Genomic DNA, 26,807 nt, shown 5'->3' with positions numbered 1-26,807 from the left:
CAGAGCGTGGGAACGATCACTCTGACGCTTGCCGGCGACCCTGTGGGAGCTGGCTTGCCTGCGATAGCATCACCCCGGTATGCCTGTCACACCGAGGCGCCAGCATCGCAGGCAAGCCAGCTCCCACAAGTACCCATGCATTGATACTCTTGCCAAAACCCTTTACCCGAGCCTGCGATGCCCCGGCCCAACCGCCATACACTTTTGCCCTTCCTGCGCTGGCTGCCGCGCCAAACCCGCGCCAGCGTCGGCCGGGATGCCATCGTCGGCCTCAGCGGCGCGGTGCTTGCGCTGCCGCAGTCGATTGCCTACGCACTGATCGCCGGTCTCCCACCCGAATACGGGCTCTACGCCGCCATCATCCCGGTATTGATCGCTTGCCTGTGGGGCTCATCCTGGCACCTGATCTGCGGGCCAACGGCCGCCATCTCCATTGTGCTTTACGCCAGCATCAGCCCACTGGCCGTGCCAGGCTCCCAGGACTACATCACCCTCATCCTGTTGCTGACCTTCCTTGCCGGGGTATTCCAGTGGTTGCTCGGCCTGCTGCGCTTCGGCGCGTTGGTGAACTTTGTCTCCCATTCGGTGGTGCTGGGATTCACCCTGGGCGCCGCCGTAGTGATCGCCTTGGGGCAACTGCCCAACCTGCTCGGCTTGGATTTACCGAGCCAGGCCACGGCTATCAATGGCCTGCTGGCGCTGATCGACCACCGTGGCGAGTGGGACCACGCGTCCCTGGCCCTGGGGCTGGGTACGTTGCTGGCAGGTATGCTGCTCAAGTACCTGGTGCCACGCTGGCCGACACTGTTGATCGCCTTGGTGTCGGGCAGCGTGGCGGCATGGCTGTGGCCGGCGATGTTCGGGCATGTGGCACGGGTCAGTTCGTTTATTGGCAAACTGCCGCCGTTCAGCCCGTTGCCGATGGATCTGGATCTGGTGCTGCGCCTGCTGCCCAGTGCCGTGGCGGTGGGGATGTTGGGGTTGGTGACCAGCCTGTCGATTGCCCGTTCGCTGTCCGCCCGCTCGCAACAACTGCTCGACGCCAACCAGGAAGTACGCGCCCAGGGTTTATCCAACATCGTGGGCGGATTTTTTTCCGGCTACCTGTCAGCCGGATCGTTCACCCGCTCGGGCCTCAGTTATGAGGCGGGTGCCTGTTCGCCATTGGCGGGGGTGTTTTCGGCCCTGTGGGTGGCGTTATTCGCGTTATTTGGCGCAGCGTTGATTGCGCATATTCCGATCCCGAGCATGGCGGCGAGTATCCTGCTGATCTGCTGGGGCCTGGTGGACCACCGCGGCATTCGTGCGCTGTTCCGGGTCAGCCGCGCCGAATTTGTGGTGATGAGCCTGACCTGTGTCGCCACCTTGTTGTTGGAGCTGCAAACGGCGATCTATGCCGGGGTACTGGCGTCGCTGTTTTTCTACCTCAAGCGCACCTCGCAGCCACGGGTGCAACACTGGCGCGACGGTGAAGCGGATGTGTTGCGGGTGGGCGGCTCGATCTTTTTTGGCGCCAGCCATTACCTGCAAGTGCGCCTGCAACGTCTGCAGGGTGAGCGGGTGGTGATCGAGGCGCAGCAGATCAACTTTATCGACTATTCCGGGGTGGAGATGCTGCACCAGGAGGCGCGGCGGTTGGCGGGGTTGGGCCGTAGCTTGACGTTGCGTGGGGCCAGGCCGCAGGTGGTCGAGGAATTGATGAAGCTGGAGGGGCCGGATAACTGCCCCCTCCATTTCGAAGACTAAACCCGATCAACTGTGGGAGCTGGCTTGCCTGCGATAGCGGTGGATCAGCCAGCACATGGGTAACTGACCTATTGCTATCGCAGGCAAGCCAGCTCCCACATTAAGTGTGCCCACATCAGCGTGTGGGATCAGGCCAATTGCCGGCGCAGTTCGGCCAGTACGGGCGCCGAATCCGGACGCACACCGCGCCACAGCAAGAAGGCTTCCGCCGCTTGTTCCACCAGCATGCCCAGGCCATCCATCGCCACCGCCGCGCCTTGCTCGCTCGCCCAGCGGCAGAATGCGGTGGGTTCCTTGGCGTACATCATGTCGTAGCAGAAGGTCTTGCCCGGCTCGATCAGGCTGCCGGCAATCGGCGGTACATCGCCTGACAGGCTGGCCGACGTGGCATTGATGATCACATCCACCGGCTCACGCAACCAGTCGAAACCACTGGCAGACACCGGGCCCAGGTCATCGAACAACTCAGCCAGTCGCTCGGCCTTTTCCACGGTGCGGTTGGCGATGATCAACGACGAGGGTTGCTGCGCCAGCAACGGCTCCAGCGCACCGCGTACCGCGCCACCGGCGCCCAACAACAGGATGCGTTTGCCTTGCAGGCTCAGCCCGGCATTGACCGTCAAGTCGCGCACCAGTCCCGCGCCGTCGGTGTTGTCGCCCAACAACGTGCCGTCAGCCAATTTGCTCAAAGTGTTTACGGCGCCGGCGCGCTGCGCCCGTTCGGTCAGGGTATTGGCCAAGCGATAGGCCTCTTCCTTGAACGGCACGGTCACGTTGGCGCCACGGCCGTGTTGGAAGAACTCACGGGCACAGGCGGTGAAGTCCTCCAACGGCGCGAGCATCGTGCTGTAGTCCAGTTGTTCGCCGGTCTGGGCAGCGAACAGACGGTGAATCAGCGGCGATTTGCTATGGCCGATGGGGTTGCCGAACACAACATAACGGTCCATCACACCGCCGCCTTGGGCGCGGCAACGCCGAGCCAGTCACGGTCTTGCAGGAAGTAGTCGGTGAGGCGCGCCTCTTCGCTGCCGGCTTCGGCCTTCCAGTCGTAGCTCCAGCGTACCTGAGGTGGCAGCGACATCAGGATCGACTCCGTACGCCCGCCCGATTGCAGGCCGAACAGGGTGCCACGGTCATAGACCAGGTTGAACTCAACGTAGCGGCCCCGGCGGAACTCCTGGAACTGGCGTTGTTGCTCGGTGTACGCCATGGCCTTGCGACGCTGCACAATCGGCAGGTAGGCATCGATGTAGGCATCGCCGATGGCGCGGATGAAGGCGAAGCAGGTGTCAAAGCCCCACTCGTTCAAGTCATCGAAGAACAGGCCACCGATGCCACGGGGCTCGTTGCGGTGCTTGATGTGGAAGTAGGTGTCACACCAGGCCTTGTAGCGTGAGTACACGTCCGGGCCAAACGGTGCACAGGCCTTCTCGGCCACGCGGTGCCAATGAATGCAGTCTTCTTCATTGCCGTAATACGGGGTGAGATCGAAGCCACCACCGAACCACCACACCGGTTCTTCGCCTTCTTTTTCAGCGATGAAAAACCGCACATTGGCGTGGGAAGTCGGTACATGCGGGTTATGCGGATGGATCACCAGCGACACACCCAGGGCCTCAAACCCACGGCCCGCCAGTTCAGGGCGATGGGCACTGGCAGACGGTGGCAGACCGCTGCCAAACACGTGGGAAAAGTTGACACCGCCTTTTTCGATCACCGAACCGTTTTCCATCACACGGGTACGACCGCCACCGCCGGCTGGCCGGGTCCAGGCGTCTTCGATAAAGCGAGTGTCCGTCTCGAAGGTTTCCAGGGCGCTGCAAATGCGGTCTTGCAGGTCAAGCAGGTAGGCTTTAACGGCCTCGGTGCGGGTAGTCATGGCATCACCTTGAATCGGGCAAAGCTACGCGAGGCCCATGGGGCGTCGGCGGCAAATGGGCGCACAGGATACCACTGCGCCTACATGCCACTGCACTTAGGTGCGCAGCAGTTGACGAGGATCAAGCTTAGGAGTCCGATAGGGGGCTACGCAGATTCGAACCCAAGGAGAAGTGCAGATGGCCAAACGTATCCAGTTCAGCGCCCATGGCGGCCCCGAAGTACTTGAATATGTGGACTACACGCCAGCGGAGCCTGGCCCACAGCAGGTTCGGGTGCGCAACGAGGCCATCGGCCTGAACTTCATCGACACCTACTTCCGCAGTGGCCTCTACGCGCCGCCCGCGCTGCCATCGGGCCTGGGTGCGGAAGGCGCTGGCGTGGTGGACGCGGTGGGCAGTGAAGTCAGCCAATTCAAAGTTGGCGACCGCGTGGCCTACGGCAGCGGCCCGCTGGGTGCCTACAGCGAGCTGCATGTGTTGCCTGCCGCCAACCTGGTGCACTTGCCGGATGAGATCAGCTTTGAACAGGCCGCCGGCGCCATGCTCAAAGGCCTGACCGTGCAATACCTGTTGCGCCAGACCTATGAGCTCAAAGGCGGTGAAACCATTTTGTTCCACGCCGCTGCGGGTGGCGTGGGTTCCCTGGCCTGCCAATGGGCCAAGGCCCTGGGGGTGAAGTTGATCGGCACGGTCAGCTCCCCGGAAAAAGCCGCCCTGGCCAAATCGCTCGGCGCCTGGGAAACCATCGACTACAGCAAGGAAGATGTCGCACAACGCGTACTGGAATTGACTGACGGCAAGAAGTGCCCGGTGGTGTACGACGGCGTCGGTAAGGACACCTGGCTGACCTCACTGGACAGCGTGGCGCCGCGGGGTTTGGTGGTGAGCTTCGGCAACGCGTCGGGTGCGGTGGATGGGGTGAACCTGGGGATTCTGTCGGCGAAGGGTTCGCTGTACGTAACCCGGCCGACTTTGGCGACCTACGCCAACAGTGCGGCAAACTTGCAGGCGATGGCGGACGATCTGTTTTCGATGATCAAGAGCGGCAAGGTGCGCATTGATATCAACCAGCGCTACCCGCTGGCGGAGGCGGCCAAAGCGCAGACGGAGTTGTCGGCGCGGCGCACGACTGGCTCAACCATTCTGCTGCCTTAAGATCGTTCCCACGCTCTGCGTGGGAATGCATACCGTGACGCTCTGCGTCACAAGCGGACGCAGAGCGTCCAATGCGGCGTTCCCACGCAGAGCGTGGGAACGAGCTGCACCTTACGAGGGGCGCACCACATCACCCGTCACCAGGTCCCGAATCAGGCTCGGGTTCTTGCGCCCACCCAGGGCGCCGCCCAACACCAAGTCCACTTGCCCGCGAAAATACTGCTCTACGCGAAGCCGCGTGCGGGCCGCCGGGCGGCCCTGAGGGTTGGCCGAGGTGGAAATCAACGGGCCGACCTGGGCGCACAAATCTCTCACCAACGGATGATCACTGACCCGCAGCGCTACGGTGTCATGCACACCCGTGACCCATTCAGGCAGCAAGTCTTGATGGGGCACCAGCCAGGTATTCGGCCCTGGCCAAGTGCTGGCCATGCGTTCGATCCACGTTTGCGGGAAATCTTCAAACAGAAAGTCGAACTGACGAATATTATCCGCCACCAGGATCAGGCCTTTGTCGACCGAGCGGTTCTTGATCGCCAACAGTCGATCCACTGCTTCTTCGTTCCACGGGTCGCAGCCCAGGCCCCAAACCGCTTCGGTCGGATAGGCGATCACTGCGCCTGCGCGAATTTCCCGTGCGGCTTCCAGCACACGCCACCTGTTGACCATTGTTTACTCTCCGGACTAAAGCTCTGGGCAGTTTACCGATCTTCGTTACAAAACCTAGCGCCAAAAACGGGCCATTACAAAAGCGGGCACCGCGCCAGCCAGCGCCCGCTTTCGCAAATCACTTGGCCCTCCAACTCCAGTTCCGTCAGGGTGGCCAGTACTTGGGACAACGGCCGACCGCTGGCAATCGCCAAGGCTTCGCTGCTAAGCGGTGCCGCGTGCAGCAGCGCCACCAACGGATGGATCACGGGCACCGGCGCAGCATGGGACAACCGCTGCCAACCGCGCAGGCTTTCAAGAATGTGCTCGATGGTTTCCACAAGCACCGCGCCATCACGGATCAGCTGATGACAGCCCTTGGCGGCGGGGTGGTGGATGGAACCCGGAATCGCGTACACCTCGCGCCCTTGCTCCGCCGCCAGGCGTGCGGTGATCAGCGAGCCGCTGGCCATACTGGCCTCCACCACCAGCACGCCTAACGACAGCCCGCTGATAATCCGGTTGCGCCTTGGGAAATTACCGGCCTGGGGCGCTGCATCCAGCGGAAATTCGGAAACCACGGCGCTGCCTTGGGCAATCATCGCCGCGGCGAGCCTGCGATGGCGCTGTGGATAAAAATTTTCCAGGCCAGTGCCGAGCACGCCGATGGTATGGCCGCCTACGTCCAATGCCGCCTGGTGCGCCGCGCCGTCAATGCCCACCGCCAGCCCACTGGTGATGACAAAACCGGCGCTCGCCAGGCTACGGGAAAAGGCCGCTGCCGTGTCCATGCCCGGGCGAGAGGCACGCCGACTTCCCACCATGGCCAACTGTGGTTTTTCCAGAATACCGGGGTCGCCCGCCACGAATAACAACGGCGGCGCATCGTCGATCTGCGCGAGCAACGCCGGGTAATCAGGTTGGTCCCACATCAGCAAATGCTGGGCCGGGCGCCCCAGCCAGGCCAACGCTTCACTGGCACCGTCACGGACTTTGGGGCTACGTCGGGCCTCGGCACTGACGGCGGGCAAACCGAGGGAATGCCAGGCGCTGGCGGGAGCACTCAGGGCCTTGGAAGCGCAACCAAAGGCTTCGATCAATACGTGAAAACGCTTGGGCCCCAGTTCTGGCAGCCTGTGCAAGCGTAGCCGGGCTTCCAGCTCTGCCGGGGAAATATCGCTACTGTTTATCGGATTCATATGATCATCCTTGACCGGAACAAGCTGTGGATAACTCTGTTGGTAACTTATTTAGCAGGCTATTTATTGCGCTTGATCAGCCGTCTCGAAACGGTCTTGCACGGCTAGCGACCGTGAAGCACTGAGCACCAGGGCATAGCTGAGCTTTTCATAGGTACGAAACACCAGAAGGGTGCCGGCTCGCTCATCCGGGAGTGGCGTGGGCGTGCCGGTGAGGGCGTCTCGCACGGTGGCGCCAGCCTTGATCACCGTCAGCAGTTGGCCCTCCACCAGGCCATCGCGGCGGCCCTTGTTCAGGGTCACAGCGTCGAGCACGCCAATCTGCGTGACGCCCTTGGGGATGTCGATGATATGCCCTGTAATCAAGGGTGCAGGTTTGCACGGCTCCAGGTTCGCCAAAGCAACGGGAGGCTCGGCGCGCAACAAGCGGTCGCCTGGGCGGATTTCCTGGGTCACCCGTTGCACTGCGAGGGTGGTGAGGCTGTCGGCAAGCACAAAGCGCGCAGTGCCGATGTCGTCGGCATTGATGCCGAGTAACTCCTGGGTAACGGGGTCGGTGTAGGCCTTGCCTCGCCGAAAGATCCCGTAGCTCGGCTGGGCCGGGTCCAGACGCCCGCGCGCATGCACACGCTCGTCGTTGGCACCCAGCACGCGCCCGCCTTGCGCCGCAATAATATAAGGCGCGTTATCCAGGTCCTCGGGCGAGTCAAAAATACGGTTGTGCAGTAAAAAATGCTGGATGGCCTGTTGCGCTGCCTGATCCAGGCGCTCAGTGGGTTGCGCAATCAACGCCGTGGCGAACGGGGCCCACAGCAGCAAGACGAGTAGCGATTTCCTCATGGGGTGAATCTCCTTTATTATGTGCGTTCGCGTGAAATGCCATGGCCTTCGCGGCTTCCGAGCGTTTCACACCGGCCGTATGGGTCCATCCCACCGCCGATTTGTCTCTTCCTCACATGTGCAGCAATTACGCTTATGGCTATTTTGAACATCCTCGAATTTCCCGACTCGCGCCTGCGCACGATCGCCAAGCCGGTGGCCGTAGTGGACGACAAGGTTCGTCAGTTGGTCGATGACATGTTTGAAACAATGTATGAAGCCCCGGGCATCGGCCTCGCCGCTACCCAGGTCAACGTGCATCTGCGTGTCGTGGTCATGGACCTGTCGGAAGATCGCAGCGAACCTCGGGTGTACATCAACCCTGAGTTCGAACCGCTGACCGAAGAGATGGGCGAATACCAGGAAGGCTGCCTGTCGGTACCGGAGTTCTACGAAAATGTGGAACGCCCGCTGCGCGTGAAGATCAAGGCGCTGGACCGTGACGGCAAGCCTTTCGAACTGGTTGCCGAAGGCCTGCTGGCGGTGTGTATCCAGCATGAATGCGACCACCTCAACGGCAAGCTGTTTGTCGATTACCTGTCCACGCTCAAGCGTGACCGCATCAAGAAGAAGCTGGAAAAAAAGCATCGCCAGCAAGCCTGATGCCCTTCTTCCAAAGGCTTGCTGCGGCAAGCCTTTTTCTTTTGTGACTGTTTTTAACCGAGAACTCCCATGACCGAGCCATTGCGCATTGTTTTTGCCGGCACTCCTGAATTTGCCGCCGAACACCTCAAGGCGCTGCTTGCCAGCCCTTATGACATCGTCGCGGTGTACACCCAGCCGGATCGCCCGGCCGGTCGGGGGCAAAAACTGATGCCGAGCCCAGTCAAGCAATTAGCACTGGAGCACAACATTCCCGTGCTGCAGCCGCCGACCCTGCGTAACGCCGACGCCCAGGCCGAACTAGCCGCGCTGAAGCCGGACCTGCTGGTGGTGGTGGCTTACGGCTTGATCCTGCCTCAGGCTGTGCTGGATATCCCGCGCCTGGGTTGCATCAACAGTCATGCTTCACTGCTGCCACGCTGGCGCGGTGCGGCGCCGATTCAGCGCGCCGTTGAAGCAGGCGACAGCGAAAGCGGCGTGACCGTGATGCGCATGGAGGCCGGCCTGGATACCGGGCCGATGCTGCTCAAAGTCACCACCCGGATCTCCGCCCAAGACACCGGCGGCAGCCTGCACGACCGCTTGGCTGAGCTGGGGCCGCCCGCCGTGATCCAGGCCATCGCTGGCCTGGCTGCCGGCACCCTGCAAGGTGAAATCCAAGACGACAGCCTGGCCACCTACGCCCACAAGCTGAACAAGGACGAAGCGCGCATCGACTGGAGCCGCCCAGCCGTGGAGCTGGAGCGCCTGGTACGTGCCTTCAACCCATGGCCGATCTGCCACAGCACCCTGAACGGCGAAGCCTTGAAAGTGTTGGCCGCGACCCTGGCCGATGGCGCAGGGGCTCCCGGCGAGATCATCGGCGCCAGCAAAGACGGCCTGTTGGTGGCTTGCGGTGAACAGGCGCTGTGCCTGACGCGTCTGCAATTGCCCGGCGGCAAGGCGCTGAACTTCAGCGATCTGTTCAACAGTCGTCGTGAGAAATTCGCCCTGGGCACCACGCTTGGAGTGGTCAATCAATGAACCCACGTCTGGCCGCCGCCAAGGCTCTCGCCGCTGTGCTCAATGGCAAGGCTTCGCTGAACAGTTCTCTGCCGACGCAGTTGGATAAGGTTGAAGACCGCGACCGCGGGTTTACCCAGGACCTGGCCTTTGGCACCGCCCGTTGGCAGCCACGGTTGTCTGCGTTGGCCGCCAAGCTGCTGCAAAAACCGTTCAAAGCGGCGGACGCGGATGTCGAGGCGCTGTTGCTGGTGGGCCTCTACCAGTTGCTCTACACCCGCGTGCCGGCCCACGCCGCTATCGGTGAAACCGTCGGTTGCGCCGACAAGCTGAAAAAGCCCTGGGCCAAGGCCCTGCTCAATGCCGTGCTGCGCCGCGCCCAGCGTGAAAGCGAAACGCTGTTGGCCGAGCTGGAACATGATCCGGTGGTGCGCACCGCCCACCCGCGCTGGCTGCAAAAATCCCTGAAGGCCTTTTGGCCCGAGCAATGGGAGGCTATCTGCGCGGCCAACAACGCGCACCCGCCGATGATCCTGCGGGTCAACCGTCGCCACCACAGCCGGGATGCATACCTGCAATTACTAGCCGACGCGGCCATCAACGCCACCCCGTGCGTGTACAGCACGGACGGTATCGTGCTGGAAGTCGCCGCCGATGTACGCAGCCTGCCGGGCTTTGCCGAAGGCTGGATCAGCGTGCAGGACGAGGCCGCGCAATTGGCTGCCGATCTGCTCGATTTGGCCCCAGGCCAGCGCGTACTCGACGCCTGCTGCGCGCCAGGCGGTAAGACGTGTCACATCCTTGAGGTTGAAAAAGACCTGGCCGGTGTGGTGGCTGTGGACCTTGAGGCCAAGCGCCTGGTGCGCGTGCGGGAAAACCTTGCACGCCTGGGCCTCAACGCCGACCTGATCGCCGCCGACGGCCGCGACACCGCCACCTGGTGGGACGGCAAGCCATTCCAGCGCATCCTGCTGGACGCTCCTTGCTCCGCCACCGGCGTGATCCGACGTCATCCGGACATCAAGCTGACCCGCCAGCCCGACGACATCGCCGCCCTGGCGGTGTTGCAAGGCGAACTGCTCGACGCGCTGTGGCCAACCCTGGAAGTCGGCGGCATCCTGCTTTACGCCACCTGCTCCACGCTGCCCACCGAAAATACCGAGGTCATCCAAGCTTTCCTCGCCCGCACCAGCGGCGCGCGCGAACTGGACCTCGCCACTAGCGCCGGTATCAAGCAGCCCCACGGTCGCCAACTGCTCGCGCAGGAAGGCGGGCACGATGGCTTCTACTACGCCAAACTGATCAAGATCGCTGCCCCGCGCGGCTGAATGGTTTTAAGGGAGTGACCGGATGAAAATCATCATCCTTGGAGCAGGGCAGGTTGGTGGCACGCTGGCCGAACATTTGGCCGGTGAAGCCAACGACATCACCGTGGTCGACACCGATGCCGAGCGCCTGCGCAACCTGGGCGACCGCCTGGACATTCGTACGGTGCAAGGTCGCGCGTCGTTTCCGACGGTGCTGCGTCAGGCCGGTGCCGACGATGCCGACATGCTGGTGGCTGTGACCAACAGCGACGAGACCAACATGGTCGCCTGCCAGGTCGCCCACACCCTGTTCCATACCCCGACCAAGATCGCTCGGGTGCGGGAAGCGGCTTACCTGACCCGCGCCGGGTTGTTCGACAACGACGCCATTCCGGTGGACGTACTGATCAGCCCGGAACAGGTGGTGACCCACTACATCAAGCGCCTGATCGAAATTCCTGGCGCTTTGCAGGTGATCGATTTCGCCGAGGGCAAGGCGCAACTGGTGGCGGTAAAGGCGTACTACGGCGGGCCGTTGGTGGGCCAGCAACTGCGCCAGCTGCGTGAGCACATGCCAAACGTGGAAACCCGCGTCGCCGCGATTTTCCGCCGTGACCGGCCGATCCTGCCCCAGGGCGACACGGTGATCGAGGCTGACGACGAAGTGTTTTTCATCGCCGCCAAGGCGAACATTCGTGCGGTCATGAGCGAAATGCGCAGGCTCGACGAGAGCTACAAACGCATCGTCATCGCCGGCGGTGGGCAGATTGGCGAGCGTTTGGCCGAAGCCATCGAAAGCCGCTATCAGGTGAAGATTATCGAGATGAGCCCGACGCGGTGTCGGCATTTGTCCGACACCCTCGACAGCACTGTCGTACTGCAAGGCAGCGCCTCGGACCGTGATCTCCTGATGGAAGAGAACATCGCCGACGCGGATATCTTCCTGGCCCTGACCAACGATGACGAAGCCAATATCATGTCGTCCTTGCTGGCCAAGCGGCTGGGGGCGAAGAAGGTGATGACCATCATCAACAACCCGGCCTATGTGGACCTGATCCAGGGCGGCGATATCGACATTGCCATCAGCCCGCAGTTGGCGACCATCGGTACCTTGCTCGCCCACGTGCGCCGTGGCGACATTGTCAGCGTGCACTCGTTGCGCCGTGGCGCAGCGGAAGCCATCGAGGCGATTGCCCACGGTGACTCCAAGTCCAGCAAAGTGATTGGCAAGGCGATCCGCGATATCGGCCTGCCGCCCGGTACCACCATTGGCGCGATCATTCGCGATGAAGAAGTGATCATTGCCCATGACGATACGGTGATCGCCACCGGAGACCACGTGATTTTGTTCCTTGTGGATAAAAAATATATTCGCGATGTTGAGAAGCTGTTCCACGTGGGGCTGAGTTTTTTCTGATTAAAAAATTGTGTGAGCCTGCCGCCGCCATCGCGGGCAAGCCCGCTCCCACATGTGATCGCGCTCCAAGTGTGGGAGCGGGCTTGCCCGCGATGACGATATCGAAACCGCTATGTAGCTAAAGGATGCACAGCCATGCTCGAATCCCTGGAAAAAATGCTCGCCAAGGGTGTGGATAATTCATTGCTGCGCTTTGGCCTGGGCAAGGGTTATCTGGACCTGAAGGACAACGCAAAGGCGGCCGAGCATTTGCAGCGATGCGTCGAGTTCGATCCGAAGTATTCGGCGGCGTGGAAGTTGTTGGGCAAGGCGCACCAGGCTCAGGGTGACAGTGCCTCAGCACGACAGGCGTGGGAAAAAGGCATTGAAGCGGCCCAGGCCCACGGCGACAAGCAGGCCGAAAAAGAGATGGCAGTGTTCCTGAAGAAACTCGACCGCCAGGCTTGATTGGAAGGGGGCTTGCCTACTACCTGTAGGAGCGAGCGTGCTCGCGAAAAACCAATAGGCGCCGCGTTTATTCAGGAAACACGCGTTATCGCTGAAGTTTTTCGCGAGCAAGCTCGCTCCTACAGGCATTAGGGCTTGCCCGCTCCCACATTGGTTTCGCAGCGAATTTAAGTCAGTAGTGAATCAATACCACCGCGCCTCACCCGGCGGGCGTTTCTTGAAGCGCTTCATGCTCCACATGTACTGGCTTGGGTAAGCACCTACATAGCGCTCAACTACCTTGCTCATCGCCGCACAGGACGTCGCGGTGTCGGTGCTGTACATGTCCTCCGGCGCCGCTTCCAGGATCACCTTGTAGCCCGAGCCGTCCGGCAGGCGCAGGGCGTGCAGGAATACGCCAACGGCCTTGTGGCCCGCGAGCATGTTCGGCACGAATTTACTGGTGAGCGCCTGGGTGGCAAAAAACGGTACGAAGATCCCGGCGGACTCAGCCGGCTCCGGGTCGGCAGGAATACCCACCTGGCCGCCTTTGCGCACTTCCTTGATCACACTGAGAATGCCTTCCTTGGTGGAAGCCGCCACGCGGTTGCCCAACTGCACGCGCTGCTTGCGCAGCAACTCGTCCACGGCCTTGAGCTTGGGCGGGCGATAGAAAATGATCGGTTTGCACTGGCTGCAGTAGAAGTGGTTCAACACTTCCCAATTGCCTAGATGGCTGGTGATGCCCACCACGCCTTTGCCAGAAGCCAGGGCCTCGTGCAGCACTTCCAGGCCCTCGACTTCGCGGACCAGGTCGATGGAGCGCTGCGCCGGCCAGATCCACGCGCAGGCGCTTTCGGTGAGGGACTTGCCGATGTCCATCAGGCTGCGGCCCACCAGGCGCTCGCGCTCTGCCGGGTCCATGTCCGGGAAGCATTTGGAGAGGTTGATCCGCACCGTATCGCGGGAACGGTTGGGGGTTTTCCACATGATCCAGCCGATCCCTGTGCCGACGGCTTGTACAGCGCGCCAGGGCAGCAGGGCAAACAACCGAAGAGCGCCTACCAGCAAGGCGCCTTTAAACTTTTCCACAGTTCACTCCTGATCGTGTGTGGTGCGCAAAGCCGGCATTCTAACCGGCGTTGACCAAGTCCGCGTAACGGTCGCAGTCCTGGGTGTGGTCCATGACCATGCCCGAGGCCTGCATGAAGGCGTAGCAGATGGTCGGCCCGACGAAAGTGAAGCCGGCCTTTTTCAAGGCTTTGCTCATGGCTTCGGCTTCGGGCGTGATCGCCGGGACGTCGCTGCGATCCTTGAAGTGATTGACCTTGGGTTTGCCGCCGACAAACGACCACAGCAACCCCACCGGGTCTTCCAGCGCCAGCCAAGCCGCGGCGTTGCGCCGGGTAGCGTTGAGCTTCAAGCGATTGCGCACGATGCCCGGGTCCTGCATCAGCACCTCGATTTCTTCATCGCTCAATTGCGCCAGACGCTGCGCGTCAAAGCCGAACAACACCTTTCGATAATGCTCGCGTTTGCGTAAAACGGTGATCCAGGACAGGCCTGCCTGGAACCCTTCGAGCAAAAGCAACTCGAACAAACCCTGCGCATCGCGCAGCGGCGTTCCCCACTCTTGATCGTGATAAGCCATGTACAGCGGATCTTCAGAACACCAAAAGCAGCGTGGCATAAGGCTCCAGGGAGTGGTGGCGGGGCCGAATCGGGTATACTCCCGCTCTTTAAATCGCAGCCCAAGTAACAGGTGAATTTCGTGAGCCAGCCTACGCCAGCCGTGCGTACCTTCCAAGACTTGATCCTCGCCCTCCAGCAATACTGGGCCGAGCAAGGTTGTGTGGTACTTCAGCCCTACGATATGGAAGTAGGCGCCGGCACTTTCCACACCGCTACATTCCTGCGGGCCATCGGCCCGGAAACCTGGAACGCCGCTTATGTGCAGCCCAGTCGCCGCCCGACTGACGGCCGCTACGGCGAAAACCCGAACCGTCTGCAGCACTACTACCAGTTCCAGGTGGTATTGAAGCCCAACCCGGACAACTTCCAGGAACTGTACCTGGGCTCGCTCAAGCATGTGGGCCTGGACCCACTGGTGCACGACATTCGTTTCGTCGAAGACAACTGGGAATCGCCAACCCTGGGCGCGTGGGGCCTGGGCTGGGAAGTCTGGCTCAATGGCATGGAAGTGACGCAGTTCACCTATTTCCAGCAAGCCGGCGGCATCGAGTGCTACCCGGTCACTGGCGAGATCACCTATGGCCTTGAGCGCCTGGCCATGTACCTGCAAGGCGTGGACTCGGTCTACGACCTGGTATGGGCTGACGGCCCGTTCGGCAAGGTGACCTACGGCGATGTGTTCCATCAGAACGAGGTGGAGCAGTCCACCTACAACTTCGAACACGCCAACGTCGACAAGCTGTTCGAACTGTTCGACTTCTATGAAAGCGAAGCCAAGCGCCTGATCGAACTCGACCAGCCGCTGCCGTTGCCAAGCTATGAAATGGTGTTGAAGGCGTCCCATACCTTCAACCTGCTGGACGCGCGCCGTGCCATCTCGGTAACCGCACGCCAGCAATACATCCTGCGTGTACGCACTCTGGCGCGTTCCGTCGCTCAAGCCTACCTGCTGGCTCGCGCCAAGCTGGGCTTCCCGATGGCCACCCCGGATTTGCGTGATGAAGTGTTGGCTAAGCTGGAGGCTGCACAATGAGTGCTCAAGATTTCCTGGTTGAACTGGGCACCGAAGAGCTGCCACCCAAGGCCCTCAATACCCTGGCCGATGCATTCCTGGCCGGTATCGAAAAAGGCCTGCAGACCGCAGGCCTGAAGTTTCAAGCCAAGAAGGTCTATGCCGCGCCGCGCCGTCTGGCTGTGCTGCTGACCGCGCTGGAAACCCAGCAGCCGGACCGCAACATCAACCTGGACGGCCCACCGCGTCAGGCAGCTTTCGATGCCGACGGCAACCCGACCCAGGCCGCCCTTGGCTTTGCCAAGAAGTGTGGCGTAGAGCTGAGCGAGATCGACCAAAGTGGCCCGAAACTGCGTTTCAGCCAGGTCATCACCGGCAAGCCGACCGCCAGCCTGTTGCCGACCATCGTTGAAGACTCCCTGAACGACCTGCCTATCCCCAAGCGCATGCGCTGGGGTGCGCGCAAGGAAGAGTTCGTGCGTCCGACCCAATGGCTGGTGATGCTGCTCGGTGACCAGGTCATCGATTGCACCATCCTCGCCCAGAAGGCCGGTCGTGAGTCCCGTGGTCACCGCTTCCATCATCCAGAAAGCGTGCGTATCACTTCGCCGGCCAACTACCTCAACGACCTGCGCGCTGCTTATGTGCTGGCCGACGCCAATGAGCGTCGCGAGCTGATCAGCAAGCGCACCGAAGAATTGGCCCGCCTGCAGGAAGGCACCGCCATCGTGCCGCCAAGCCTGCTGGACGAAGTGACCGCCCTGGTGGAATGGCCGGTGCCGCTGGTGTGCTCGTTCGAAGAGCGTTTCCTCGATGTGCCGCAAGAAGCCTTGATCACCACCATGCAGGACAACCAGAAATACTTCTGCCTGCTGGATGTGGACGGTAAGTTGTTGCCGCGTTTTATCACCGTCGCCAACATCGAAAGCAAAGACCCGCAGCAGATCATCGCCGGTAACGAAAAAGTCGTGCGCCCGCGCCTGACCGACGCCGAGTTCTTCTTCAAGCAAGACAAGAAGCAGAAGCTGGAAGACTTCAACCTGCGCCTGCAAAACGTGGTGTTCCAGGAAAAACTCGGCAGCGTCTACGACAAGGCCGTGCGTGTGTCCAAGCTGGCGGCCTACATTGCCCCACGTATTGGCGGTGATGCCGCATGGGCTGCGCGTGCCGGCTTGCTGTCCAAGTGCGATCTGGCCACCGAAATGGTCGGCGAGTTCCCTGAGATGCAAGGTGTTGCCGGTTACTACTACGCCCTCAACGACGGCGAGCCGGACGATGTCGCCCTGGCCCTGAACGAGCAGTACATGCCACGCGGTGCCGGTGCAGAACTGCCGACCACCCTGACGGGTGCGGCTGTGGCGATTGCCGACAAGCTCGATACGCTGGTGGGTATCTTCGGTATCGGCATGCTGCCCACCGGCAGCAAAGACCCGTATGCCCTGCGCCGTGCGGCATTGGGCGTGCTGCGTATCCTGATCGACAAGAAGCTGGACCTCGACCTGACCCAGGCCGTGGTATTCGCCGTCGGCCAGTTCGGCACCAAGGTCAAGCAAGCCGGCCTGGCCGAGCAAGTGCTGGAGTTCGTGTTCGACCGCCTGCGTGCGCGTTACGAAGACGAAGGCGTGGACGTTTCCGTCTACCTGTCGGTACGTGCCCTGCAACCGGGTTCGGCACTGGACTTCGACCAGCGTGTACAAGCCGTGCAAGCGTTCCGCAAGCTGCCGGAAGCCGATGCCCTGGCCGCCGTGAACAAGCGCGTGTCGAACCTGCTGAGCAAGGCCGATAACCTCGGCAGTGCCGAAGTCGACCCTGGCCTGTTTGCCGACGCCAAGGAGTTCTCGCTGAACTCGGCCATCGCCAAGGCAGAGAACGCGGTGAAGCCGCTGATCGCCGAGCGTGACTACGCGCAAGCGTTGGCACGCCTGGCGTCTCTGCGTGAACCGGTAGACGCGTTCTTCGAAGCGGTGATGATCAATGCCGACGATGCCGGCGTACGGAAAAACCGCTACGCGATGCTCGCGCGCCTGCGTGGTTTGTTCATCAATATCGCCGACATCTCCGTACTGGGCTGACCATGTTGAAACTGCTGATTCTCGATCGGGACGGGGTGATCAACTACGACTCCGACGCTTACATCAAGTCGGTGGAGGAGTGGATCCCGCTGCCCGGTTCGATCGAGGCCATCGCGCAGTTGAGCAAAGCCGGCTGGACAGTGGCCATCGCCACCAACCAGTCCGGCATCGCCCGCGGTTACTACGACATCGCCACCCTGGACGCCATGCACGCGCGGTTGCGCACGTTAGTGGCCGAACAGGGCGGTGAGGTGGGGCTGGTGGTCTACTGCCCCCACGGGCCGGACGAGGGCTGCGATTGCCGCAAGCCCAAGCCTGGCATGTTGAAAATTATTGCAGAACATTACAAGGTGCCCTTGGCTGGGATATGGTTCGTCGGGGACAGCCTCGGTGACCTGGAGGCGGCCAAAGCCGTCGACTCTCAGCCAGTTTTGGTTAAAACCGGAAAAGGCGAAAAGACCCAGGCTAAAAACCTGCCGGTAGGCACCTTGATTTTTGACGATCTGGCGGCCGTTGCCGCAGAACTTATCAACAACTAGCCGCCCTCGACTTCCTGACCAAGGACTGTTCGGGAGTGCGCTTTTAACAGGCGGGCCGTGTCCCGCAACGGTAAATGCCGCCATGTCGATCTTGCAGGCCATCAGAACCTTTTTCTTTTACCTGCTGCTGGGCACCAGTTCGTTTCTCTGGTGCACCCTGAGCTTTTTTATTGCACCCTTCCTGCCCTTCAAGGCGCGCTATCGCTTTATCAACGTCTACTGGTGCCGCTGCGCGTTGTGGCTGAGCAAGGTGTTCCTGAATATTCGTTTCGAGGTCAAGGGCGCTGAAAACGTTCCTGATCAGCCGTGCGTGATTCTCTCGAACCACCAGAGCACTTGGGAGACGTTCTTCCTCTCTGCGTATTTCTCGCCGTTGAGCCAGGTGCTCAAGCGCGAGTTGCTGTATGTGCCATTCTTCGGCTGGGCCATGGCCATGTTGCGTCCGATCGCCATCGACCGGGACAACCCCAAGGCAGCGCTCAAGCATGTCGCCAAGAAGGGCGATGAGTTGCTCAAGGACGGCGTCTGGGTGCTGATCTTCCCTGAGGGCACGCGGGTCCCCTACGGCACAGTGGGCAAGTTCTCACGCGGTGGTACCGCCCTGGCGGTCAACGCCAACCTGCCTGTGCTGCCGATTGCGCATAACGCTGGCAAGTTCTGGCCCAAGACTGGCTGGGCTAAACGCCCAGGCACTATCACTGTAGTGATCGGCGAACCGATGTACGCAGAAGGCGAAGGACCACGTGCCATCGCCGCCCTGAACGACCGGGCTGCGGCGTGGAATGAGGCGCAGCAACGGGCCATGGGCTCCCTGCCTCCGGAACCGGTGGTGGTGGAGACGCCGGCCGTTTGAGCATCTGTGGATAACCTGTGTACGCTTTGTTGGCGAATTGGCTTTTTTGCTTCATAACAAGCTGATTTACTTACATATTTCTGAAGCTCATAAAATTCAGAAAAACGTGCATAAGTTTTTTCTTCATAAAAAAACCGGTCCTTGTGACCGGTTTTTTATGCACAGCAAAAAAGCCGCTTTTTCAGTCCTCCAATAGAGGCAGCAGCAGGATAAACGTCGAGCCCTTGCCTAGCTCACTTTCGCACACGATCCGCCCTCCATGCCGTTCTACTACCGCCTTGACCATGGTCAGGCCCAACCCAAGACCTTCACTGCCCTGGGCCGAATCGAAACGTCGGTATTGGTTGAACAACTCCGGTAGATCCTTCGGCGCAATCCCCGGTCCCTGATCACTTATCCCGCATTCCAACCAGCCTTGCGCACTGCCATGCCTTAACCTGACGGTGGTGCCAGATGGGGAGTATTTGATCGCATTCTCCAGCACGTTGAACAATGCCCGGGTGAGCAGCGATTGGTCGGCATAGACCATGGCTTCATCCGCCTCATCCAGGTCGTGGACCAAATGGATGCCCTTCAACTGCGCAATCACCGCCACTTGATCAAAAGCGTCCATCACCAGCATGGCAAACAGGGTGGGCTGGAACTGGTAACCGTCCGCTTCAGCCTTGGCCAATTGCACAAAGGATTCGGTCAGACTCAAGGCTCGCCGTACCTGCTGTTCGATCTGAGTAAACACCGGGGACTCCCCGTTGTGCACGTCCAGCAGGGCGAGGATCGCTGAATGCGGCGCACGCAGGTCGTGGGAAAGGAAACGCAGCATGGTCTCGCGATGCTGCTGGGCTTCACGCTCCTTGCTCAGGTCCGTCAGGCTCAACAACCAGCCGAGGGCGAAATCCCCTTCGGCAGGCAGCAAAGGGGCCAGTTCCATGCGCAAACTGCGTTGGTGGATATCGCGAAACTCGACCAGCTCCAGCGCCGAGAGGGCAGGGCGTACACCATTATGCAGCGGGGGATAACCCAGATCGGCGAGCTGTTCGACGAGGTTTTCGCCGACCAGGTCATTGCCGAATACTTCACGGGCCACGCGGTTGGCCAACAGGATACTGCCCTGGGGATCGGTAATCAGGGTCGCTACCGGCAGGCACTCCAAGCCATCAGCCATAAAGCGCCGCGTATCGCGGGTACGGCTGACGGCTTGTTCAAGGGCAAAGATCCGCCCTTGCAGCACATCGCCCTTACTGGCGGGCGCGCGACGACGTTCCGGAAGCACCTTGGGCTCGTTATCCAGGCGTGCCAGTTCCCAGCCAAAGTAGGCGAGGATCACGCTCAGACGTCGCCAATTCCAGATCAGGTAACTCAGCAACAAACCGATCAGGCACGCTGCGGGGCTCCACCAGTGGCCCAGGCGCAATAAGGCCCATGAGCCCAGCAAAGCCACGGCCATGCCTGCCAAGGTCATCCACAGGGCGTAGCGTGGGCGCACAAGCAGAAGGCCCAACAGCAGGGCCACCAGGGACGTTGCCAGCAACGCCGCCAGCCAGCCGGGCAAATCGACGATGCTGCGGCCCTGCAATAAACCATTCAGTACGTCCGCCTGGATCTCAACGCCCGCTGTAGTACCTACGGTGGAAGAGAGCGGCGTCACGAAACGATCGGCCATGCCATAGGCTGAGGCGCCGATCAGAACCAGGCGACCACGCAGCGACTCGGGAGGTACCTCGCCGCGCAATACGCTGACGTAGGACACACTGGGAAAATGGTCTGGTTCCGAAGTGAACGGCACACGGATTTCATGTTCCTGGTGCCAGTGACCTCCAGTCGGCTCTTGCGGCAGGCCCGGCATCGTCTCGGCGTGCTCGTTCATGGCGAATGCGAGCCACGCCAACTGAGGAAGTGTGCTTCCCGGAGGGCCTTCACGTAGATACACGCTGCGCACCACTCCGTCGTTATCCGCTTCGACGTTGATGTGCCCTACGCCCTTGGCGCACTTGAGCAGTGGCGACAACGGCGTTACCTGGGCCTTGGGGCTGACGCTGCTGTCCCCGGCGATGGGCAGCAATACATTGCCGGCTTTGCAGACGGCATCGGCCAGTTGTGGGTCGTCATTATTGTCGCCGGGATCACTGAAGATCACGTCAAACAAAATGCCCGCTGGCTGTGCGGCGTTCAGGCGTTCAATCAGCTCGGCATGCACGCTGCGCGGCCAGGGCCACGGGCCTAACGCTTCCAGGCTGGGCGTATCAATGGTCACCAGAACGATCCGTGGATCTGCCGGTAACGGCGTCAGGCGGCGCAGGCTGTCATAGAGCGGATTGTTGAGTGCCAGCCCCGCACTCAAGGATAAGTACGCGGTGAAGGGCAGGAGCACCAAACCGATCAACAGCCATTCACGAACCAGCCCATGAAACAAAAGCTGCGCCTGGGTAGGTTGGCGTTTCTCGGCTTTGCGCCATAGGTTCACAGGGCTACCGCCAAAAGGGTGCCAAGGAGTCGATGGTCATTGAGTAAAGATTTCATAAGCCCAGGATCCCTCTCCATGGGGTTGCGATGAAGTGCATACGGTGTTCTGAAACCAGTGAAGCTTATTTGGGTCTCATTGGAGGAGTTCCCGCGGCCGCGCAATGAACGATACCGCACATTCAAGCAGGCATTACGCACCAGCGAGGCGATCGGCACCGACCCTTTTCCTGACCGACTGGAGCCGGTATCTTTCTTTGAGGACGTAGTGGGTGGCGTTTACGGCGCTTTCAGCGTATCGAGAGATACGAGCACCGTAAAATCCGCCCATAATTATTCAGATTCAGAGGCCGGCATTTGTACAGCATGTGCCCCTATCCAAGCTCTCGTTTTTTGTAGGAAGGACCCCACCCATGCGTGTCGCAATACTGGATGACGAACCCGCGGAGTTGCGACGGGTGGAACAGACACTGCGACAGATTCCCGGCCCGACTGAACAGCCTTGGTCGCTGCATTTTTTCGAACGTGGTGAAGACCTGCTGCGCCAGCTACGCCGGGAAACCTTTGACCTGCTGATTCTTGACTGGCAACTGCCGGACATCTCCGGGATCGCGTTATTGCGCTGGACTCGCGAGCACATGGAATCGCCCCCTGCCGTGATCATGCTCACCAGTCGCGATGCCGAGAGTGACATCGTAACGGCGTTGAATAGCGGGGCGGATGATTATGTCAGCAAGCCGTTTCGGCCCAACGAACTCAAAGCCCGAGTCAGCGCCGTGCTGCGGCGCCACGGTTTGCAAAAGTCGGCTACCCAGGAAGTGCAGAGCTTTAACGATCTGACGTTCGACGATGCCGAACTGACCGTCACCCGAGCGGGCAAACCCATCAACCTCACAGAACGAGAATACCGTTTGGCAAGTTGTCTATTTGCCAACCTGGCCCGACCGTTGTCTCGCGAGTACCTGTATGAGCGGTTCTGGAGCCACGAAGAAATGGTGTCGTCGCGGCCGTTGGACACGCATATCTACCGCCTGCGTAACAAGCTAGGGCTGACAGCTGATCGCGGTTGGCAGCTGTTGACGATCTATGGGTACGGGTATCGGTTGGAGAGTGTGACACCCGCCGCGCAAAATTGAGTACGCCGATGTTCCACGTGGAGCATTTAAGAATTCGAGTCTACAGACCAATAAAAAAGGCCAACGCTAAGCGTTGGCCTTTTGTTTTTAGCTGATGTGCCTGATCAGAAGTCCAGGTTAGACACCGCCAAGGCATTGCTCTCAATGAAATCACGACGAGGCTCGACCGCATCACCCATCAGGGTGTTGAAGATCTGGTCTGCGCCAATGGCGTCTTCGATAGTCACGCGCAGCATGCGACGTTGAGCAGGGTCCATGGTGGTTTCCCACAGCTGATCAGGGTTCATCTCGCCCAGACCTTTATAGCGCTGGATGGTATGACGCTTGGTGCTTTCCGCCATCAACCAGTCCAAGGCTTCCTTGAACTCCTTGACCTGCTTCTTGCGTTCGCCACGCTGAATGTAAGCACCGTCGTCCAGCAGGGTGCTCAGTTGAGCACCGAGGGTGACTACGGTCTTGTAGTCGTTGCTGCCGAAGAAGTCGCGGTTGAAGGTGACGTAGTTGGACAGGCCGTGGGAGATCAGTTCGACCTCTGGCAGCCATACGTTACGTTCACGGTCTTCACGCAGGCTGGCTTTGTATACCAGGCCGGACTTCTCCACAGTACGCAGGCGTACTTCGTACTGGGCCAGCCAATCTTGCATGGCGGCGTGATCGCCCAACTGCTCCAGGCTCACGGCTGGCAGGTAGATGAAGTGCTCGGTCAGCTCCTGAGGGTACAGGCGCGACAAACGCTTGAGCGTCTTCATGACCATACGGAAGTCGTTGACCAGGCGCTCCAGCGACTCACCCGAGATGCCCGGCGCTTCGTCATTCAGGTGCAGGCTCGCATCTTCAAGGGCCGATTGCGTCATGTACTCTTCCATGGCGTCGTCGTCTTTGATGTATTGCTCTTGCTTGCCCTTTTTCACTTTGTACAACGGCGGCTGGGCGATGTAGATATAGCCACGCTCAATCAGCTCCGGCAACTGACGGAAGAAGAAGGTCAGCAGCAGGGTACGGATGTGCGAACCGTCGACGTCAGCATCGGTCATGATGATGATGTTGTGGTAACGCAGCTTGTCGATGTTGTACTCATCGCGGCCAATACCGCAGCCCAATGCCGTGATCAAGGTGCCGACTTCCTGGGAAGAAATCATCTTGTCAAAGCGGGCCTTCTCAACGTTGAGGATCTTGCCCTTCAACGGCAGGATGGCCTGGGTGCGACGGTTACGACCCTGCTTGGCGGAACCGCCTGCAGAGTCACCTTCCACCAGATACAGTTCGGAGAGGGCAGGGTCTTTCTCTTGGCAGTCAGCCAGTTTGCCTGGCAGCCCGGCGATATCCAGCGCACCTTTACGGCGGGTCATCTCACGGGCCTTACGCGCGGCTTCACGAGCGCGGGCAGCATCGATCATCTTGCCGACGACCAGCTTGGCTTCGTTCGGGTTTTCCAACAGGAAGTCGGAGAAGTATTTACCCATTTCCTGTTCAACCGCGGTCTTCACTTCGGAAGACACCAGCTTGTCTTTGGTCTGGGAGCTGAACTTCGGATCCGGTACCTTGACCGAGATAATCGCCGTCAGGCCTTCACGGGCATCGTCACCGGTGGTGGCGACTTTATGTTTCTTCGCCAAGCCTTCCGCTTCGATGTAGGTGTTCAGGTTACGCGTCAGCGCGGAACGGAAACCCACCAAGTGAGTACCGCCATCGCGTTGTGGAATGTTGTTGGTGAAGCACAACAGGTTCTCGTTGAAGCTGTCGTTCCACTGCAGGGCGATTTCCACGCCGATGCCGTCTTCGCGCTGAATGTTGAAGTGGAACACCTGGTTGACCGCGGTCTTGTTGGTGTTCAGGTATTCAACGAACGCTCGCAGGCCACCCTCGTACTTGAACAGCTCTTCCTTGCCGCTGCGCTCATCCTTGAGGACGATGCCGACACCGGAGTTAAGGAAGGACAGTTCGCGAATCCGCTTGGCCAGGATGTCCCAGCTGAAGTGGATGTTCTTGAAGGTTTCTTCCGATGGCTTGAAGTGGATCTGGGTACCGGTGGTTTCACTATCACCGACGATTTTCATCGGTTCCTGTGGTACGCCGTGGACGTAGGTCTGCTCCCAAATCTTGCCGCTACGGCGGACAGTGAGGATCAGTTCTTCGGACAGAGCGTTCACTACCGACACGCCTACACCGTGCAAACCACCGGATACTTTGTAGGAGTTGTCGTCGAACTTACCGCCAGCGTGGAGCACGGTCATGATGACCTCTGCCGCCGAAACGCCTTCTTCTTTGTGCACGTCTACCGGGATGCCACGACCGTTGTCACGCACGGTGATGGATTCATCCGGGTGGATGATAATGCTGATGTCGTCGCAGTGACCGGCCAGAGCTTCGTCGATGGAGTTATCGACCACCTCGAACACCATGTGGTGCAGACCGCTACCATCATCGGTGTCGCCAATGTACATACCGGGACGTTTGCGTACGGCATCCAAACCTTTCAGCACTTTAATGCTGGTCGAGTCGTACGTGTTTTCTTCGCTCATGCCTTCACTCCCGATGGTCGTGGGTCTGGGTGATACGGCCTTGTTCCACGTGGAACAAAGCGACTGGCGTTTCCGTCTGCCAGCCTTCCCTCAATAATTCGTGGTCTACACAGGTGATAAACACCTGGCAGCGTAAGTCTTCCAACAAGCGGCATAGCGAGCGGCGGTGCTGCTCGTCGAGCTCAGACGGCAAGTCATCCACCAAATAAATACACTGACCGCGTCGAGCCTGGCTAACCAAATGGCCCTGCGCGATACGCAATGCACAGACCACCAACTTCTGCTGGCCGCGGGACAAGATATCCGCAGCATTGTGTGCACCTAATCTAAGGCGCAAATCAGCGCGCTGGGGGCCGGCCTGGGTGTGTCCGATTTGCTGATCCCGTTGCAAGGACGTTGCGAGCACTGCATTCAGCTCACGCTCTTTGTCCCAACCCCGGTAATAACTCAGCGTCAGCCCCTCGATATCCAATAACTCGCTCAAGGTCTGCTCAAAGACTGGTTTCAAGGCTTTGATATAGGCGCGGCGGTATTCATCTATTTCGTCGCTGGCCAGGCACAGTTCACGGTCCCAGGCTGCTTGCGAAGCGGCGTCAAGTGTACCATGCCGCAGCCATGAGTTCCGCTGCCGCAGGGCCTTCTGCAGGCGCTGCCAAGTGGCCATGAAGCGTGGTTCCACGTGGAACACGCCCCAGTCGAGAAACTGCCGACGGATTTTCGGGGCCCCCTCCAACAATCGAAAGCTGTCGGGGTTGATCAGTTGCAACGGCAGGATCTCGGCCAGTTGCGCTGCGCTGCGCGCATTTTGCCCGTCGATTCGGATCTGAAATTCGCCACCGCGATCACGCGATATCCCCAGGCTGCTATGTCCGCCCTCAGCCAGTTCCACTTGGCCAAATACGGTACAGGCCAATTGTTCGTACTGAATCACGGGTAACAAACGGGCACTGCGGAAGGAACGCGCAAGCCCCAGCAGGTGGATGGCTTCCAGCACGCTGGTTTTACCACTGCCGTTGGCGCCATGGAGGATGTTGATGCGGGGGGAAGGGGAGAAGGTCACCGGGTGCAGATTGCGCACCGCGGTGACCGAGACGCGACTAAGGGACATCTAGCTTCTGCTGAGCATGATTACAGGCGCATCGGCATGACAACGTAAGCCGAGTCGTCGTTGTCAGATTCTTGCACCAGGGCGCTGCTGTTGGAGTCCGACAGGATCAGACGAACCTGTTCGGTGGTCATGACACCCAGCACGTCCAACAGGTAGCTCACGTTAAAGCCGATTTCCAGCGATGCGCCGTTGTAGTCGACACCCACTTCTTCTTCCGCCTCTTCCTGTTCCGGGTTGTTGGCCTGGATTTTCAGTTGGCCGTTGGCCAGTTGCAGGCGAATACCACGGTACTTTTCGTTGGAAAGAATCGCAGTACGGCTGAAGGCTTCACGCAGGGCCTGACGATCACCGACCACCAGCTTGTCGCCACCTTTAGGCAACACACGCTCGTAGTCCGGGAACTTGCCGTCGACCAGCTTGGAGGTGAAGGTGAACTCGCCGGTGGTGGCACGAATGTGGTGCTGGCCCAACACGATGCTGACGTTGCCGTCCGGCTCGGTGAGCAAACGCGCCAGTTCAAGGATACCTTTGCGTGGAACAATCACCTGGTGACGATCCGGCTGACCGATATCGGCACGCATCGAGCACATTGCCAGACGGTGGCCGTCGGTGGCCACGGCGCGGATGATGCCTTCCGATACTTCCAGCAGCATACCGTTGAGGTAGTAACGCACGTCCTGCTGAGCCATAGCGAAGCTGGTGCGCTCGATCAAACGACGCAGCTTGCTTTGCTCCAGGCTGCACGTCAGCGAGCCCGGGCCTTCTTCTACGGTTGGAAAGTCATTGGCCGGCAAGGTCGACAGGGTGAAACGGCTACGGCCTGCCTTGACCACCAACTTCTGCTCATCCACCTTGATGTCGATCAGCGCATCGTTGGGCAGGCTTTTGCAGATATCCATCAGCTTGCGCGCCGGCACGGTGATCTCGCCCGGTTCGGCGGGCTCTTCGAGCTGGACGCGACCCACCAGTTCGACTTCCAGGTCGGTACCGGTCAAGGACAACTGCTGCCCCTCGACCACCAGTAATACGTTGGAAAGCACCGGCAAGGTCTGTCGGCGCTCGACGACGCCTGCGACCAGTTGCAGGGGTTTCAACAGGGCTTCGCGTTGAATGGTGAAATGCATGGTCTAGTCCCTTGCCTTAATAAGCTGCGC

The 26,807-nt window shown here is 60.2% G+C and carries 23 protein-coding genes; 12 read left to right on the top strand and 11 right to left on the bottom strand.

Translation table 11 applies throughout. The features are described 5' to 3' along the window. Positions 1-177 precede the first annotated feature (177 nt). Entirely contained in the window at positions 178-1,746 is a 1,569-nt protein-coding gene (locus JFT58_RS02970; RefSeq protein ID WP_054898862.1) for a SulP family inorganic anion transporter, read from the top strand. 128 nt (positions 1,747-1,874) lie between these two features. Here JFT58_RS02970 and aroE read toward each other — a convergent pair whose 3' ends face one another. Both aroE and hemF read right to left on the bottom strand, forming a co-directional pair. Continuing rightward, positions 1,875-2,693: a shikimate dehydrogenase gene (aroE, locus tag JFT58_RS02965; protein WP_034129199.1), complete on the bottom strand. Its 819-nt coding sequence runs from the start codon at positions 2,691-2,693 to the stop codon at positions 1,875-1,877. Continuing rightward, on the bottom strand, positions 2,693-3,625 hold the full coding sequence (gene hemF, locus JFT58_RS02960) for an oxygen-dependent coproporphyrinogen oxidase (protein ID WP_054898863.1): 933 nt from the start codon (positions 3,623-3,625) through the stop codon (positions 2,693-2,695). Before hemF ends, aroE begins: the two co-directional genes overlap by 1 nt. A 178-nt stretch (positions 3,626-3,803) precedes the next feature. Here hemF and JFT58_RS02955 point away from each other — a divergent pair, with 178 nt between their 5' ends. After that, entirely contained in the window at positions 3,804-4,781 is a 978-nt protein-coding gene (locus tag JFT58_RS02955; RefSeq protein WP_034129198.1) for a quinone oxidoreductase family protein, read from the top strand. A 111-nt stretch (positions 4,782-4,892) separates the two neighbouring features. On the opposite strand, the gene JFT58_RS02950 is transcribed toward JFT58_RS02955, so the two are convergent. The 3 genes from JFT58_RS02950 to JFT58_RS02940 form a co-directional block, all read right to left on the bottom strand. After that, a complete protein-coding gene (locus tag JFT58_RS02950) occupies positions 4,893-5,450 on the bottom strand; it encodes an L-threonylcarbamoyladenylate synthase (protein ID WP_034129197.1) in 558 nt (185 codons plus the stop codon). A 74-nt stretch (positions 5,451-5,524) separates the two neighbouring features. Beyond that, positions 5,525-6,628 (bottom strand): DNA-processing protein DprA, encoded by a 1,104-nt coding sequence (gene dprA / locus JFT58_RS02945; protein WP_054898864.1) that lies wholly within the window; start codon positions 6,626-6,628, stop codon positions 5,525-5,527. A gap of 63 nt (positions 6,629-6,691) precedes the next feature. Beyond that, positions 6,692-7,468: a hypothetical protein gene (locus JFT58_RS02940; protein ID WP_034129195.1), complete on the bottom strand. Its 777-nt coding sequence runs from the start codon at positions 7,466-7,468 to the stop codon at positions 6,692-6,694. 135 nt (positions 7,469-7,603) lie between these two features. On the opposite strand from JFT58_RS02940, the gene def reads away from it, so the two are divergent. The 5 genes from def to JFT58_RS02915 all read left to right on the top strand — a co-directional run bounded on the left by def (position 7,604) and on the right by JFT58_RS02915 (position 12,283). Next, positions 7,604-8,110: a peptide deformylase gene (def, locus tag JFT58_RS02935; protein ID WP_020301426.1), complete on the top strand. Its 507-nt coding sequence runs from the start codon at positions 7,604-7,606 to the stop codon at positions 8,108-8,110. A gap of 69 nt (positions 8,111-8,179) precedes the next feature. Further along, on the top strand, positions 8,180-9,133 hold the full coding sequence (fmt, locus tag JFT58_RS02930) for a methionyl-tRNA formyltransferase (protein WP_054898865.1): 954 nt from the start codon (positions 8,180-8,182) through the stop codon (positions 9,131-9,133). Continuing rightward, positions 9,130-10,440 (top strand): 16S rRNA (cytosine(967)-C(5))-methyltransferase RsmB, encoded by a 1,311-nt coding sequence (gene rsmB, locus JFT58_RS02925; RefSeq protein ID WP_054898866.1) that lies wholly within the window; start codon positions 9,130-9,132, stop codon positions 10,438-10,440. The genes fmt and rsmB overlap by 4 nt, the downstream gene beginning before the upstream one ends. A 22-nt stretch (positions 10,441-10,462) precedes the next feature. After that, on the top strand, positions 10,463-11,836 hold the full coding sequence (gene trkA / locus JFT58_RS02920; protein ID WP_054898867.1) for a Trk system potassium transporter TrkA: 1,374 nt from the start codon (positions 10,463-10,465) through the stop codon (positions 11,834-11,836). A 135-nt stretch (positions 11,837-11,971) separates the two neighbouring features. Then, positions 11,972-12,283 (top strand): tetratricopeptide repeat protein, encoded by a 312-nt coding sequence (locus JFT58_RS02915; RefSeq protein ID WP_034129192.1) that lies wholly within the window; start codon positions 11,972-11,974, stop codon positions 12,281-12,283. 183 nt (positions 12,284-12,466) lie between these two features. Here the strand turns inward: JFT58_RS02915 and JFT58_RS02910 are convergent, their stop codons facing one another. Beyond that, the gene (locus tag JFT58_RS02910; protein WP_014716285.1) at positions 12,467-13,354 is read right to left on the bottom strand and encodes a lysophospholipid acyltransferase; all 888 of its coding nucleotides are present in this window, start codon (positions 13,352-13,354) and stop codon (positions 12,467-12,469) included. Between the two features lie 40 nt (positions 13,355-13,394). After that, on the bottom strand, positions 13,395-13,952 hold the full coding sequence (locus tag JFT58_RS02905) for a DNA-3-methyladenine glycosylase I (RefSeq protein WP_003187266.1): 558 nt from the start codon (positions 13,950-13,952) through the stop codon (positions 13,395-13,397). A gap of 81 nt (positions 13,953-14,033) precedes the next feature. On the opposite strand from JFT58_RS02905, the gene glyQ reads away from it, so the two are divergent. From glyQ to JFT58_RS02885, 4 genes are all read left to right on the top strand, one after another. Next, complete coding sequence (glyQ, locus tag JFT58_RS02900; protein ID WP_003187265.1) at positions 14,034-14,987, top strand: glycine--tRNA ligase subunit alpha; 954 nt, start codon at positions 14,034-14,036, stop codon at positions 14,985-14,987. Then, the gene (gene glyS, locus JFT58_RS02895; RefSeq protein ID WP_054898868.1) at positions 14,984-17,038 is read left to right on the top strand and encodes a glycine--tRNA ligase subunit beta; all 2,055 of its coding nucleotides are present in this window, start codon (positions 14,984-14,986) and stop codon (positions 17,036-17,038) included. The genes glyQ and glyS overlap by 4 nt, the downstream gene beginning before the upstream one ends. Before the next feature lie 2 nt (positions 17,039-17,040). Next, a complete protein-coding gene (gene gmhB, locus JFT58_RS02890; protein WP_161793233.1) occupies positions 17,041-17,577 on the top strand; it encodes a D-glycero-beta-D-manno-heptose 1,7-bisphosphate 7-phosphatase in 537 nt (178 codons plus the stop codon). A gap of 82 nt (positions 17,578-17,659) precedes the next feature. Further along, the gene (locus JFT58_RS02885) at positions 17,660-18,430 is read left to right on the top strand and encodes a lysophospholipid acyltransferase family protein (protein ID WP_003187258.1); all 771 of its coding nucleotides are present in this window, start codon (positions 17,660-17,662) and stop codon (positions 18,428-18,430) included. A gap of 181 nt (positions 18,431-18,611) precedes the next feature. On the opposite strand, the gene JFT58_RS02880 is transcribed toward JFT58_RS02885, so the two are convergent. After that, positions 18,612-20,891: a CHASE2 domain-containing protein gene (locus JFT58_RS02880; protein WP_089041559.1), complete on the bottom strand. Its 2,280-nt coding sequence runs from the start codon at positions 20,889-20,891 to the stop codon at positions 18,612-18,614. A gap of 409 nt (positions 20,892-21,300) precedes the next feature. Between JFT58_RS02880 and JFT58_RS02875 the strand changes: the two genes are divergently transcribed. Further along, the gene (locus JFT58_RS02875; protein ID WP_054917009.1) at positions 21,301-22,023 is read left to right on the top strand and encodes a response regulator transcription factor; all 723 of its coding nucleotides are present in this window, start codon (positions 21,301-21,303) and stop codon (positions 22,021-22,023) included. Between the two features lie 104 nt (positions 22,024-22,127). Here the strand turns inward: JFT58_RS02875 and gyrB are convergent, their stop codons facing one another. The 3 genes from gyrB to dnaN are packed head-to-tail and all read right to left on the bottom strand — an operon-like array spanning position 22,128 to position 26,777. Continuing rightward, on the bottom strand, positions 22,128-24,545 hold the full coding sequence (gene gyrB / locus JFT58_RS02870; RefSeq protein WP_003187253.1) for a DNA topoisomerase (ATP-hydrolyzing) subunit B: 2,418 nt from the start codon (positions 24,543-24,545) through the stop codon (positions 22,128-22,130). Positions 24,546-24,549: 4 nt separating this feature from the next. After that, entirely contained in the window at positions 24,550-25,653 is a 1,104-nt protein-coding gene (recF, locus tag JFT58_RS02865; RefSeq protein ID WP_054917007.1) for a DNA replication/repair protein RecF, read from the bottom strand. 20 nt (positions 25,654-25,673) lie between these two features. Further along, positions 25,674-26,777 (bottom strand): DNA polymerase III subunit beta, encoded by a 1,104-nt coding sequence (gene dnaN / locus JFT58_RS02860; protein WP_003187250.1) that lies wholly within the window; start codon positions 26,775-26,777, stop codon positions 25,674-25,676. Positions 26,778-26,807 lie beyond the last annotated feature (30 nt).

The organism is Pseudomonas sp. MF6767 (assembly GCF_016405475.1).
Lineage (GTDB): Bacteria > Pseudomonadota > Gammaproteobacteria > Pseudomonadales > Pseudomonadaceae > Aquipseudomonas > Aquipseudomonas paracarnis.
This window is presented reverse-complemented; position numbering and strand designations above follow the sequence as displayed.